This is a genomic window from Streptomyces sp. NPDC037401 (assembly GCF_055602345.1).
In genome coordinates, this window is record NZ_JBVJWO010000001.1 from 299721 (window position 1) to 313216 (window position 13496).

At 72.0% G+C, this 13496-nt stretch carries 10 protein-coding genes; 8 read left to right on the top strand and 2 right to left on the bottom strand.

All coding sequences use genetic code 11. From position 1 onward, the window contains the following. Nucleotides 1–252: 252 nt before the first annotated feature. The 7 genes from ACZ7H1_RS01295 to ACZ7H1_RS01325 all read left to right on the top strand — a co-directional run bounded on the left by ACZ7H1_RS01295 (nucleotide 253) and on the right by ACZ7H1_RS01325 (nucleotide 10209). On the top strand, nucleotides 253–1596 hold the full coding sequence (locus ACZ7H1_RS01295; protein WP_470782668.1) for an ABC transporter substrate-binding protein: 1344 nt from the start codon (nucleotides 253–255) through the stop codon (nucleotides 1594–1596). Between the two features lie 101 nt (nucleotides 1597–1697). Continuing rightward, the gene (locus tag ACZ7H1_RS01300; protein ID WP_470782761.1) at nucleotides 1698–2510 is read left to right on the top strand and encodes a carbohydrate ABC transporter permease; all 813 of its coding nucleotides are present in this window, start codon (nucleotides 1698–1700) and stop codon (nucleotides 2508–2510) included. Then, nucleotides 2507–3361, top strand: a complete 855-nt coding sequence (locus tag ACZ7H1_RS01305; protein ID WP_470782669.1) for a carbohydrate ABC transporter permease — start codon at nucleotides 2507–2509, stop codon at nucleotides 3359–3361. Before ACZ7H1_RS01300 ends, ACZ7H1_RS01305 begins: the two co-directional genes overlap by 4 nt. A 67-nt stretch (nucleotides 3362–3428) precedes the next feature. After that, complete coding sequence (locus ACZ7H1_RS01310; RefSeq protein WP_470782671.1) at nucleotides 3429–6458, top strand: alpha-mannosidase; 3030 nt, start codon at nucleotides 3429–3431, stop codon at nucleotides 6456–6458. Between the two features lie 297 nt (nucleotides 6459–6755). Next, complete coding sequence (locus tag ACZ7H1_RS01315; protein WP_470782673.1) at nucleotides 6756–8771, top strand: FAD-dependent oxidoreductase; 2016 nt, start codon at nucleotides 6756–6758, stop codon at nucleotides 8769–8771. A gap of 90 nt (nucleotides 8772–8861) precedes the next feature. Then, nucleotides 8862–9713 carry an alpha/beta fold hydrolase gene (locus tag ACZ7H1_RS01320; protein WP_470782675.1) on the top strand — a complete coding sequence of 284 codons (852 nt, stop codon included), beginning with the start codon at nucleotides 8862–8864 and terminating at the stop codon, nucleotides 9711–9713. Nucleotides 9714–9783: 70 nt separating this feature from the next. After that, nucleotides 9784–10209 carry a PaaI family thioesterase gene (locus ACZ7H1_RS01325; protein ID WP_470782677.1) on the top strand — a complete coding sequence of 142 codons (426 nt, stop codon included), beginning with the start codon at nucleotides 9784–9786 and terminating at the stop codon, nucleotides 10207–10209. 23 nt (nucleotides 10210–10232) lie between these two features. On the opposite strand, the gene ACZ7H1_RS01330 is transcribed toward ACZ7H1_RS01325, so the two are convergent. Continuing rightward, nucleotides 10233–10694: a hypothetical protein gene (locus tag ACZ7H1_RS01330; protein ID WP_470782679.1), complete on the bottom strand. Its 462-nt coding sequence runs from the start codon at nucleotides 10692–10694 to the stop codon at nucleotides 10233–10235. Between the two features lie 200 nt (nucleotides 10695–10894). Next, nucleotides 10895–11620: an IclR family transcriptional regulator gene (locus ACZ7H1_RS01335; RefSeq protein ID WP_470782681.1), complete on the bottom strand. Its 726-nt coding sequence runs from the start codon at nucleotides 11618–11620 to the stop codon at nucleotides 10895–10897. 66 nt (nucleotides 11621–11686) lie between these two features. On the opposite strand from ACZ7H1_RS01335, the gene ACZ7H1_RS01340 reads away from it, so the two are divergent. After that, a complete protein-coding gene (locus ACZ7H1_RS01340; RefSeq protein ID WP_470782763.1) occupies nucleotides 11687–13333 on the top strand; it encodes a cellulase family glycosylhydrolase in 1647 nt (548 codons plus the stop codon). The last annotated feature ends 163 nt before the right edge of the window (nucleotides 13334–13496 follow it).

A 13496-nucleotide genomic window follows, 5' to 3' on the forward strand; every position in this document is an offset into this window, starting at 1 on the left:
ACTTCCTTTGGGGAAAGAGGTGTTGATGCATCCCGGTGTCATGGGGGCGGTGGCGCCGGGGCGGGCGTCGGTGCAGGCCGGGGCGGTGTTGACGGGTTGGTCGCGGCGTGGCCGCTCGGCCGGCCGGCGGGGCCGGAAACCCGGGGGCTTCGGCCTGCCGCTCTTTCGGGCGCATTGACGGCACCCCGATTCGGGGACAGCGTGGGCGTCGCTCGCCGGCGGTGCAGCCGGGACCCGGCCGAAGGGGCGACGATGACGCGTGGGAACACGACCCGGATAGCGCTCGCCGCGATGGCGGCAGGTGCGTTGATCTCGACCGCTGCATGCGGTGTCGGCGGCGGTGGAGCCGCAGCCGCCGACGCGAAGGAGCCGGAGCGGACGGGCAAGGCGGCGGGGCGGATCACCTTCCGTACGCTCCAGCTGAAGCCGACCTTCACGGACTACGTCCAGGGCGTGATCGACGCGTTCGAGAGGAAGTACCCGGACGTCACGGTCAGGTGGGAGGACGTGCCGGGCGACGGGTACAACGAAAAGCTCGTCGCCGATGCGCAGGCGGGCGCCCTGCCGGACGTGGTCAACCTGAACACGGACTCGTTCCAGCTGCTCGCCGACCGCGGGATGCTCGCCGACGTGGCCAGGCTCGACCCCGGGGTGGCGGGGGAGTACGTACCGGGCGCCTGGGAGCAGTTCAAACTGCCGGGCAGGGGCGCGAGCGTGTACGCCTACCCGTGGTATGTCACACCTGAAATTCTCACCTACAACACCACACTGTTCGAGAAGGCCGGGCTCGACGCCGGCAAGCCGCCCACCACCGTGGAGCAGTTCTTCGACTACGCCGAGCAGATCGCCGCGAAGTCCGGCGGTGCGTACGCCGCCTTCATGGCCGACCCCAAGGGGCGGCTCCCCGGCGACTGGCAGAAGATGGGCGTGCCGATCCTCAACGCCGCCGAGGACCGCTTCGTCTTCGACACCGCCAAGGCCGTCGAGTGGGCCGAGCGGATGAAGGACCTCTATGCCAAGGGCGCCATGCCCAAGGAGTCCCTCACCAGGGCCGACGACATCAACCAGCTGTACGGGGCCGGAAAGCTGGTCTTCGGTCCCGGGTCTCCCGGCTTCGTCAAGGACGTCCGGCAGAACTCCCCGGAGGTCTACCGCCAGACCCGGGTCGCCGGCGCCGTCACCGGTACGCTCGGCCACATCGGCATCTACGCCCAGTCCCTCGGCATCCGCAAGGACACCGAACACCCGGACGCGGCCGCCGAGTTCGCCAAATGGGTCACCAACGGCCCCAACCAGGTCGCCTTCTCCCGCCAGGTGACGATCTACCCGTCCAACGCCAAGGGCCTCGCCGACCCGTACTTCTCCGACCGCGGAGACGGCGCCGACGCCGAGACGCTGGCCCGGGCCATCGGCGCGGAGCAGCTGCGCGCCGCCCGCCTCGACGCCAACACGCCCGTCCAGTGGACCAGCCAGGTCGGCGACGCGGTGACCCGCGAGATGCAGAAGGCGATCCAGGGCGAGACCGACGCCAGGACGGCGGTGCGCAACGCCGTGACCGCCGCCAACCGGATCCTGGCGAGCCAGGCCCGGAAGTGATCCTCGCCTCCGGGGCCCGCGCGGGTGGCGGGACCGGCCTGCCGCACCGCCGCTGGTGGGCCCCGTACCTCTTCCTCGCCCCGGGCCTGGCGATGGTCGTGCTGTTCAGCCTCTGGCCGTTCGTCAACACCGTCGTCCTGTCCTTCACGGACGCGCAGATCCTCCGGGGCGGCTCGTACGTCGGCCTCGGCAACTACCGGCGGGCGCTCGGCGACCCGGACTTCTGGACGGCGGCCGCCAACAGCGTGGTCTACCTGCTGGTCGTCGTGCCCTGCCTGGTCCTCCTGCCGCTGGCCCTCGCGGTCCTCGTGCAGAAGGAGATCCCGGGCATCGGCTTCTTCCGCTCGGCCTTCTACACCCCGGTGATCGCCTCGGCCGTCGTCGTCGGCCTGATCTGGCAGTGGGTGCTGCGCAGCGACGGGCTGGTCAACACGGTCTTCCGGGCGCTGGGCCTGGTCTCCGAGCCGGTCCCCTTCCTCACCGACTCCACGATGCTGCTGGTCTCCGCGATGATCGTCACGGTGTGGAAGGGCCTCGGCTACTACATGGTCTTTTACCTGGCCGCGCTCGGGAACGTCCCCGCCTCGCTGTACGAAGCCGCGCAGATCGACGGCGCGGGCCCGGTGCGGCGCTTCGTCAGCGTGACCATCCCCTCGGTGAAGCCGATGATGCTCCTGGTGGGCACGCTCTCGGCGATCTCCGCGCTGCGGGTCTTCACCGAGATCTACATCCTCGGCGGCGAGAGCGGCGGTCCCGGCGGCGGCGCCCGCACCCTGCCGTTCCTGATCAGGCAGGTCGGCCTCGGCTTCGCGGGCGAGACCGGCTACGCCGCCGCCCTCTCGATCCTGCTGTTCCTGCTGACCCTGGTCTTCAGCCTGCTGGGCCGCCGCCTCTCGAAGGGGGACGAGGCGTGAGCACCCTGCCCCCGAGGTCCCCGTCCGGCCGCAGGCGCCGGCTCGCCGGCCTCGCCGCCCGGTACCTGACCCTGTGCCTGATGCTGGCGGTCATGCTGGGCCCGATCGTGTGGCAGTTCCTCACCTCCCTCAAGGGGCGCGGGGAGAACGTGTACGACGGCGTGCTGCCCGCGCAGCCGACGCTCGGCAACTACGTCCGGGTGGCGGAGTCCTTCCCGCTGCTCCAGTACGTCGGCAACACGCTGGTCGTCGCCGCCCTGGCGGTCGCCTCGAACGTCCTGTGCGCGGCCATGGGCGGCTACGCCCTCTCCCGGGCGGGCTGGAAGGGCCGCGGGGCGGTGTTCACGGTGCTCGTCGCGACGCTCATGTTCCCCTTCGAGTCCGTGATGATCTCGATGTTCCTCACGGTCCGCGACCTGGGGCTGGTCGACACCCTGATCGGGGTCTGGCTGCCCGGTGCCGTCTCCGTCCTCAACATCATGGTCATGCGGGCGGCGTTCCTCGCCGTGCCCGCGGAGGTGGAGGAGGCGGCCGTGCTGGACGGGGCGAACGAATGGACCCGGTTCACCCGGGTCTTCCTCCCCGCCGCCCGCGGCGCGCTGGCCGTCGTCTGCATCACGAGCTTCATGGGGGCGTGGGACGACTTCCTCTGGCCGCTGATCGTCCTGACCGACAGCGAGAACTACACTCTCCAGCTCGGTCTGAAGACCCTGGCCGGCGCGACGACCGTCAACGACCAGCGGCTCATCGCCGCGGGGGCCATGGCCGCACTGATCCCGATGATGCTCCTCTTTTTCGTCCTCCAGCGCTTCTTCTTCAGAGGCGTCGGCGAGGGAGCCGTCAAGACCTGAACACCACACGTCACCCTGCAATGTCACCCTTCACCGTGCACGGAACTCTTCCCCTGGAGCAGCCGCCATGCATGACGACCGCAGCATCGTCGAACACCGCCTCCGCCGGGTCCTGAACGAGCGCATCAAACCAGCCGTCCGCGCCCGCTCCGTGCCCCTCACCGTGGAACGCTGGGACGCCCCCGGGGAGCCCGTGCCGGTTGCCGAAGGGCTGGCGGCGCCGTACCGGCCCGCAGCCGTCGGCGACGAGTGGGGTCCGGCCTGGAGCACCACGTGGTTCAAGGTCACCGGCACGGTCCCCGCCGAGTGGGCGGGCCGCACCGTGGAGGCCGTACTCGACCTGGGCTTCGACCGGAACATGCCGGGATTCCAGTGCGAGGGCCTGGTCCACCGCGCCGACGGCAGCGAGATCAAGGGACTGAACGCCTACAACGACTGGGTACGGGTCACCGGGCCCGGCCAGGGCGCCCGGGGCGGCGAACACGTCGTGTGGTACGTGGAAGCCGCCGCCAACCCCGTCCTCGTCGACCACCGACCCACCCGCGAGGGCGACCGGCTGACCGCGGGCGACCAGCCGCTCTACCGCCTGGCCCGGTTCGACCTCACCGTCTTCGAGACCGACGTGTGGGAGCTCGTCCAGGACCTCGAGGTGCTGTACGACCTGATGGTCCAGCTCCCCGAGGACGAAGCGCGGCGGTTCACCCTGCTGCACGCCCTCGGCGCGGCCCTCGACGCCGTCGACCCGGCCGACGTACCCGGTACCGCGGCCGCTGCACGCGCCTGCCTCACCGACGTTCTCGCCGCCCCCGCGCACGCCTCGGCGCACCGCATCAGCGCGGTCGGCCACGCCCACATCGACTCGGCCTGGCTGTGGCCGCTGCGCGAGACCGTCCGCAAGGTCTCCCGTACCGCGTCCAACGTGCTCGCCCTCATGGACGAGCACCCCGAGTTCGTGTTCGCCATGTCCCAGGCCCAGCAGCTCGACTGGATCCGGCAGCACCGGCCCGCGCTCTTCGACCGGATCAAGAAGAAGATCGCGGACGGGCAGTTCACCCCCGTCGGCGGCATGTGGGTCGAGTCCGACACCAACATGGTCGGCAGCGAGGCGATGGTCCGTCAGTTCCTCTACGGCAAGAAGTTCTTCATGGACGAGTTCGGCATCGAGACCAGGAACGTCTGGCTGCCCGACTCCTTCGGCTACACGGCCGCCCTGCCACAGATCGTCAGGCTCTCCGGGTCCCGCTGGTTCCTCACCCAGAAGATCTCGTGGAGCCAGGTCAACAAGTTCCCGCACCACACCTTCTGGTGGGAGGGCATCGACGGCACGCGGGTCTTCACCCACTTCCCGCCCGTCGACACGTACAACTCCGACCTCGGCGGGGCCCAGCTGGCGCACGCGGCACGCAACTACCGCGAAAAGGGCCGCGGTTCGCGCTCGCTCGTCCCCTTCGGCTGGGGAGACGGCGGAGGCGGCCCCACCCGCGAGCACCTCGCCCGCGCCCGGCGCCAGCGGGACCTGGAAGGCTCCCCGCGCGTGGAGGTCGAACGCCCCGACGCCTTCTTCGAGAAGGCGCACGCCGAGTACGAGGACGCGCCCGTCTGGGCCGGCGAGCTCTACCTGGAACTGCACCGCGGCACGTACACCTCGCAGGCCAAGACCAAACAGGGCAACCGCCGCAGCGAATCCCTGCTGCGCGAAGCCGAGCTGTGGGCCGCCACCGCCGCCGTGCGGATCCCCGGCCACGCCTACCCGTACGACGAGCTGGAGCGGATCTGGAAGACGGTCCTCCTGCACCAGTTCCACGACATCCTGCCCGGCTCCTCCATCGCCTGGGTGCACCGCGAGGCCCGCGCCACGTACGCGCAGGTCCGCGAGGAGCTCACGGACGTCATCGTCGCCGCGCAGACCGCGCTCGCCGGGCAGGGCACCACCGAACTCGTCTTCAACGGATCCCCGCACACCCGCCGCGGCGTCCCGGCCGGCGGCGCCGGAGTCCCCGCCGCCGCCACCGCCCCCGTCACCTGCGACCCGCGCCCCGGCGGAGGGTGGGTCCTGGCCAACGGCCGGATCCGCGCCGAGATCGACGCCCGCGGACTCGTCGTCTCCGCCTACGACCTCGAAGGGGGCCGCGAGGCGGTCGCCCCGGGAGCGGCCGCCAACCTCCTTCAGATCCACCCCGACCTCCCGAACATGTGGGACGCCTGGGACATCGACGCGTTCTACCGCAACAGCGTCACCGACCTGGTGCAGCTCGACACCCTCGACGCGGCCTCCGGCGCCGACCGGGCCGCGGTCCGTGTCACCCGCTCCTTCGGTGCCTCCCGGGTGGCCCAGACGCTCGTCCTGCGGGCAGGCGCGAAGACCCTCGACATCGACACCGAGATCGACTGGCAGGAGACGGAGAAGATCCTCAAGGCCGCCTTCCCGCTCGACGTGAAGGCCGAACGCACGGCATCCGAAACCCAGTTCGGGCACGTGTACCGCGCCACCCACACCAACACGTCCTGGGAGGCGGCCAAGTTCGAGATCTGCGCCCACCGCTGGATCCACGCCGAGGAACCCGGCTGGGGAGTGGCCCTGGTCAACGACTCCACATACGGCCACGACGTCACCCGCGACGTACGCGAGGACGGCGGCCAGACGACCACCATCCGCCTCTCCCTCCTGCGCGCCCCCCGCTACCCGGACCCCGAGACCGACCAGGGCACCCACGCCCTGCGGTACGCGCTCGCTCCCGGCGCCGCCGTCGGCGACGCGGTCCGCGAGGGCCACTGGATCAACCTGCCCGAACGCACGGTCCGCGGCGCGGGCCCGGTCGCCCCGCTGGTGGCGGTGGACGAGGACGCGGTCGTCATCGAGGCCGTCAAGCTCGCCGAAGACCGCAGCGGAGACGTGGTCGTCCGCCTCTACGAATCCCGCGGCGGCCGCGCCACGGCCCGCCTCGCCGCCTCCTTCCCGATCGCCGGGGCCACCGAGGCCGACCTCCTCGAACGCCCCCTCCCGACCACGGCCGTAGCCCCCCTCACCCCCCAGCTCACCGTCCCCCTGACCCTGCGCCCCTTCCAGATCCTGACCGTCCGCCTCCGCCGGGCCTGACCGGGGAGGGCGTACCCGCCGGGGCGTGCCGTCGCCCTTGGGTCGTCGCCCTTGCGCCGTGGTCCGGCGACGTGTGGCGGGGGAGCCCGACAACCGGAACGATCACGGCCGGCCGGGCGGGTCCCCCGCCGCGGCGCCTGTGAAGCGCACCACAGCCGTCGGCGGCTGCGGAGCGAACGCCCTGATACGGCGGGCCCGGCGGGGGCGAGGGCCGCCCGGCCCTTATGCACCTAGTTGCAAAATGGGGGAGGGGTCGCTAGAACAGGGCTTAAGACACCGCGCGAGGAGACGTCCCCCATGAGCCAGTACCCGCACCTGCTGAGCCCGCTCGATCTCGGCTTCACCACCCTGCCGAACCGGGTGATCATGGGCTCGATGCACACCGGCCTCGAGGAGGCCGAGCGCGGCTTCGAGCGCCTCGCCGCCTTCTACGCCGAGCGCGCCCGCGGCGGCGCCGGGCTGATCGTCACCGGCGGCATCGCCCCCAACGACCGCGGCCGCCCGTTCGAAGGCGGGTCCCGTCTCACCACCGAGGCGGAGGCCGAGGAGCACCGGGTGATCACCGAGGCGGTGCACGCCGAGGGTGGGAAGATCGCCATGCAGATCCTCCACTTCGGCCGCTACGCCTATCACAAGGACCTGGTGGCGCCCTCCGCACTGCAGGCTCCCATCAGCCCGTTCGTCCCCCACGAGCTGACCGGTGACGAGGTCGAGGAGACCGTCGAGGACTTCGTACGGGCCGCCCGCCTGGCCAAGCTCGCCGGGTACGACGGCGTCGAGGTCATGGGATCCGAGGGCTACCTGATCAACGAGTTCATCGCCGCCGCCACCAACCGGCGCGAGGACCGCTGGGGCGGCTCGTACGAGAACCGGGTCCGCTTCCCGCTGGAGATCGTCCGCCGCACCCGCGAGGCGGTCGGACCGGACTTCATCCTGATCTACCGCCTCTCGATGCTCGACCTGGTCCCGGGCGGCTCCACGCTCGACGAGGTCGTCTCCCTCGCCAAGGAGATCGAAGCGGCCGGCGCCACCATCATCAACACCGGCATCGGCTGGCACGAGGCCCGCATCCCGACCATCGCCACCTCCGTGCCGCGCGGCGCCTACACCTGGGTGACGAAGCGGCTGATGGGCGCGGTCGGCATTCCGCTCGTCACCAGCAACCGCATCAACACCCCGGAGATCGCCGAGCAGTTGCTCGCCGAGGGCCGTGCCGACCTGGTCTCGCTGGCGCGCCCGTTCCTCGCCGACGCGGAATTCGTCAACAAGGCCGCCGCCGACCGCTCCGAGACCATCAACACCTGCATCGGCTGCAACCAGGCGTGCCTCGACCACACCTTCAGCGGGAAGATCACCTCCTGCCTGGTCAACCCCCGCGCCTGCCACGAGACCGAGCTCGTCCTCGCCCCCACCCGGCTCCGCAAGCGCGTCGCCGTGGTCGGCGCCGGCCCCGCCGGCCTGGCCTGCGCCGTCTCCGCCGCGGAGCGCGGCCACGAGGTCACCCTCTACGAGGCCTCGGACCGGATCGGCGGCCAGCTCGACATCGCCCGCCGCATCCCGGGCAAGGAGGAGTTCAACGAGACGATCCGCTACTTCGGCACCCAGCTCGCCGAGCACGGCATCGACGTCCGCCTGAACACCCGCGCCGGACTGGAGACGCTCCGCGGCTACGACGAGGTCGTCGTCGCCACCGGCGTCACTCCCCGCATCCCCGAGATCGAGGGCGTGGACCACCCCAAGGTCGTCAGCTACCTCGACGTCCTGCGCGACGGCGCGCCCGTGGGCGAGCGCGTAGCCGTCCTCGGCGCCGGCGGCATCGGCTTCGACGTGGCGGAGTACCTCACCGACAGCGGCGAGGGCGCCGCCCAGGACCCCGAGGTGTACTTCAGGCACTGGGGCGTCGACACCACGTACGCCGCCCGTGGCGGACTCGGCACCCCCGAGCGCCCGGTGACCCCGCGTCAGGTGCACCTGCTCCAGCGCAAGACCACCAAGGTCGGCGCCGGTCTCGGCACCACCACCGGGTGGATCCACCGCGCCGAGCTCAAGCACCGGGGGGTGACCACCGTCGCCGGAGCGACCTACGACCGGATCGACGACGAGGGCCTGCACATCACCGTCGACGGCACCGCCCGTACCGTCCCCGCCGACACGGTCGTCCTCTGCACCGGCCAGGAGCCGCGCCGCGACCTGTACGAGGAGCTGTCCGCGGCCGGGATCAGCGCCCACCTGATCGGCGGCGCGGACGTCGCCGCGGAGCTGGACGCCAAGCGCGCGGTCCGCCAGGGTACGGAACTGGCCGCGCAGCTCTAGCGGTTACGGAAACCAAACCCCAGGCGACCGGCGACGGTCGACAGGTGCCGCGGCCCGCCCCTTGCATCCGCCCCCGAAGGGAACACGACTGTGTTCACGTTCACGTTCACGAGCACGGACGGCATGCCGGTCCACATCCACACGTGGCTCCCGGAGGGCGGGCCGCGGGCCGTCGTCCAGATCGCCCACGGAATGGGTGAACACGCCCTGCGCTACGCACCGTTGGCGCAAGAGCTGAGCGCGCACGGCTACGCCGTCTACGCAGCCGACCACCGCGGCCACGGCCTGACCATGCACGACGCCCCCGGGGTGCTCGGCGACAACGGCTGGCAGCTGCTCGTCGACGACACGGCCGCCCTCTCCAGGGCCGCCCGCGCACGCCACCCCGGGCTCCCGCTGCTGCTCCTCGGCCACAGCCTGGGCTCCTTCGCCGCCCAGCAGCACGTCCTCGAACACCCCGGCCTCGCCGACGCGGTCGCGCTGTACGGCACGACCGCGGTGGACCTGATGTTCCTGCGGGTCGCCGAGACCGGCGGGGACGCGTTCACCGCCTTCAACGCGGCGTTCCGGCCCGCCCGTACCGTGGCGGACTGGCTGAGCCGCGACGAGGCCGTCGTCGACGCGTACCTCGCGGACCCGCTGTGCGGGTTCGCCGTCGACGACAAGGCGCTGGGCGACCTGTACGAGGCGGCCACCACCCGGCTGAGCAGCCCGAAGGGCCTGGCCGCGGAGCTGCCCGTGCTGGTGGCGGTCGGTTCGGCCGACCCGCTCAACTACGGTCTGGAGCTGAGCGACCTGGTCGTCGAGCGGTACCGCGGAGCCGGTCTCGCAGACGTCACCTACCGGACGTACGACGGAGCCCGGCACGAGCTGTTCAACGAGACCAACCGGGCCGAGGTCGTCGCCGACCTGCTCGCCTGGGCCGGCCGGGCCCTGGGCTGACGGCGACCGGCCGGCCGACGTCGTGCCCGTACCGTTGTGGCGGCCCGCACCGGGCCGCCACAATCGGCGTGTGACGCACACACCCGCGCTGACGCCCGCCGACGCCGAGAAGATCCTCGCCGACAACTTCGCCCCCTGGGTCCTCGACCTCGGTCTGACCGTGGCCGAGACGGGGGACCGCCACGCCGTCCTGCGCCTGCCGTGGTCCGACCGGCTGGCCCGCGACGGCGGCGGCCTCTGCGGCCAGGCCATGATGGCCGCCGCCGACACCGCCACCGTGATCGCGATCTCCGCGGCCCGCGGTGCGTACGGACCGATGACCACGGTGCAGCAGTCGTCCACCTTCCAGCGCCCGGTGACCGGCGCGGACGTGCTGATCGACGTACGGATCACCAAGCTCGGCCGCCGGATGGCCTTCGCCGACGTGACACTGACGGCGGAAGGGGCCGACGAGCCGGCCGCGCGCGCCTCGACCGTGTACGCGCTCCTCGGCTGAGGGCGCGCACCCGGCCGGCGGGATCAGATGTCGATCACGCGGTAGGCGATGGTGTACACGCCGCCGGAACCCTCCAGCGAGCGGTACTGGACCTCCGCGCCGGCCTCCGAGCCCGTGACGAGCGTGGCGCCGAGCTTGTCGTCCCCGCTCGTCGTGTCGTCGTCCCAGAGCGTCAGCGTACGGGCCTGCTGCTTGCCGAGGACGAGGGCGGCATTGCCGTTCCCGTCCGCGAGCGAACGGACGTAATTGGTGCCCATGGTCTGGTACTTGGCGCTCCCGGGCCACACCTTGACCTGGTTGCCGTTGGCGTCGGTGATCTTCAGGTACGCCTCGTCGTGGTCGCCCTCGCTCTGCTTGTGGCAGGTCAGCTCCAGCAGCTCGATGCGTACGTAGTCGACCGGCTCGGCCTGGGCCGCCCCGGCGAAGCCCGCGAGGCTGCCCAGGGCGAGCAGGGCGGCGGTGGCGAATCGGGTCGTGCGGTTCATGGATGTCCCCCGTCATCGGGTCACGGCGGCCGGAGCCGGTGACCGGTCAGTGGCCCGCCGCGCGGTCTTCCGCGGGGCGGAGTGCCGTTTCCCCCGGCACGACCCTCACTCTGCCCGGGCGGGCGGCCGCGGTTCTACGCGCGTTCCGCTGAGCGGAACGCGGCCCCGGAGCCACGCGGCCGCGTGGCGGCGAGGCGCTGCTACAGGAGCAGGCCCGGCGGGAGCTCCTCGGGAGCCCGCAGGCCCCGCCCGAGGCCGCGGGTGATCGCCGCGCCCGCCTCGGCGACCGCCTGCGCGACCTGCTCCAGCCGGCGGCCCGCGCGCACCACGGACGCGAGCGCCGCCACCGTCCGGCCGTCGGGCGCACGCACGGGCAGCGCCGCGCAGGCCACTCCGGGCAGTACGTCCTCCCGGTCCAGCACGGGCCCGGGGCGCAGCGGTCCCCGTACCGCCCGCCCGGCCGCGGTGTCCAGCGGGAAGCCGAGCCCGTTGCGGACCGGGACCAGTGCATCCACCTCGCCGGGCACCGAACTGACCGTCAGCGCCCGGTCCTCGTGGAGCACGGTGAGGACCACGCTGCCGCCGGTCGCGGCGCGCAGCCGGTGCAGCGGAAGCCGCGCGGCCGCGCGCAGCCCGGGGTGCGGCTGCCACGCCTGCCCGAGCCGGTACAGCTGCGCGCCCACGCGGTAGCGGGGTCCGTGCCGTTCGACGGCCCCGAGCGCGACGAGCTGTTCGAGCAGCCGGTGCACGGTCGCCTTCGGCACCCCGCAGGCGACGGCCAGTTCGGTGACGCCCGCCTCGTCGCCCTGGCGGCGGAGTTCTTCGAGCAGGGCGAACGCCCCTTCCAGTACGCCCCGGCCGCGTGCGGGCGCGGCGGCCCGCAGCTCGCTCCCGGCAGTCGGCTGCGGTCGCGCGGATGTCTGCACAAGTCCCCCCGGACTTCCCCCCGTCCGGCCGCGTCCCCCGACGGCACGACCCGGACGCGGCCCATGATGACGGGAGCCGGCCGGTCCGGCGAAGGCTTTCGTCCGTGCGCCGTCCGGTGTGTCGCCCGGTGTGTCGCCCGTGTGCCGTCCGCTCCGCGTCGCACGGGGTCTTGTGGGACGGGGGCGGACGCTGCTATTCCCTTCTTGTTATTAGGAAAGTTTCCTTACGATCCTGGGATCGTCGTGGGATCGTCAACGGACGGAGACGTTGTGACACCCCCTCGCCTTCGGCTGACCGCCCTCGCGGGAGCCGGAACCCTCATCGGCGCCCTGCTGGCCGGCTTCGCAGCCGTCCCCGGAACCGCGGTCGCCGCACCCGTCACCCACGAGGCGGAGAACGCCGCCGTCTCACAGGGCGCGGCCGAATCCAACCACGCGGGCTTCACGGGCTCCGGATTCGTCAACTACGACAACACCACCGGCAGTTACGTCGAGTGGACCGTCAACGCCGCCCAGCCCGGCAGCGCCGCCCTGAACCTGCGCTACGCCAACGGCACCACGGCCAACCGGCCCATGACCATCACCGTCAACGGCTCCGCCGTCGCCACGAACAAGGCCTTCAACGGCACCGGAGCGTGGACCTCCTGGGCCACCACCGGACTGACCGCCGCCCTCAGGGCGGGCGCCAACACCATCCGCGCCACCGCCACCACCGCGGCCGGCGGCCCCAACGTCGACCACCTCACGGTCGACCTTGCCGCCACCCCGGGCACCACCCCGGTCGCGGTCAACGGACAGCTCGCCGTGTGCGGGACCAAGCTCTGCAACCAGTACGGCAAGCCCGTCCAGCTGCGGGGCATGAGCACCCACGGCACCCAGTGGTACGCGCAGTGTCTGACCGGCGGTTCGCTCGACGCCCTGGCCACCGACTGGAAGGCCGACATCCTGCGCGTCTCCACGTACGTCCAGGAGGGCGGCTACGAGACCGACCCGCAGAAGTACACCGACCTCGCGCACTCGCTCATCGAGCAGGCGACGGCCCGCGGCATGTACGTCATCGTGGACTGGCACATGCTCGACCCGGGCGACCCGCACGCGAACCTGTCGAAGGCCAAGACCTTCTTCACGGCGATAGCCAACCGCCACAAGGGCAAGAGCAACGTCCTCTACGAGATCGCCAACGAGCCCAGCGGCGTGTCCTGGGCGCGGATCAAGAGCTACGCGGAGCAGCTGATCCCGGTCATCCGGGCCGTCGACTCCGACGCCCCGGTCCTCGTCGGCACGCGCGCCTGGTCGTCGTTCGGCGTCTCCGAGGGCGCCGACGAGAGCGAGGTCGTGTCCAGTCCGGTCAACGCGTCCAACATCATGTACACGTTCCACTTCTACGCGTACTCGCACCGCGAGGAGTACCTGGACTCCCTCTCCCGCGCCGCCGACCGGATCCCGGTGTTCGTCACGGAGTTCGGCACGCAGAACTACGCCGGCGAGGGCGCCGACGACTTCGCCATGACGCAGAAGTACCTCGACCTGATGGCCGCCAAGAGGATCAGCTGGACCAACTGGAACTTTTCCGACGACCACCGCTCCGGTGCGGTCTTCAAGACCGGCACCTGCAACGCCAACGGCCCCTGGGCCGGTACGGCGTCGCTGAAGCCCGCCGGTGTCTGGATCCGCGACCGCATCCGGACCGCCGACTCCTTCCCCACCGGCTGAGGCACGGCAGGTCGGCAGGTCGGGCGCGTCCGGCAGGTCCGGCGGCTCGCCGCGCCGGACCTGCCGCCACGCCCCGGGGGGGGGGGGGGGGGGGGGGGGGGGGGGGGGGGGGGGGCGGGGGGGGGGGGGGGGGGGGGGGGGGGGGGGGGGGGGTTGGTGGGGT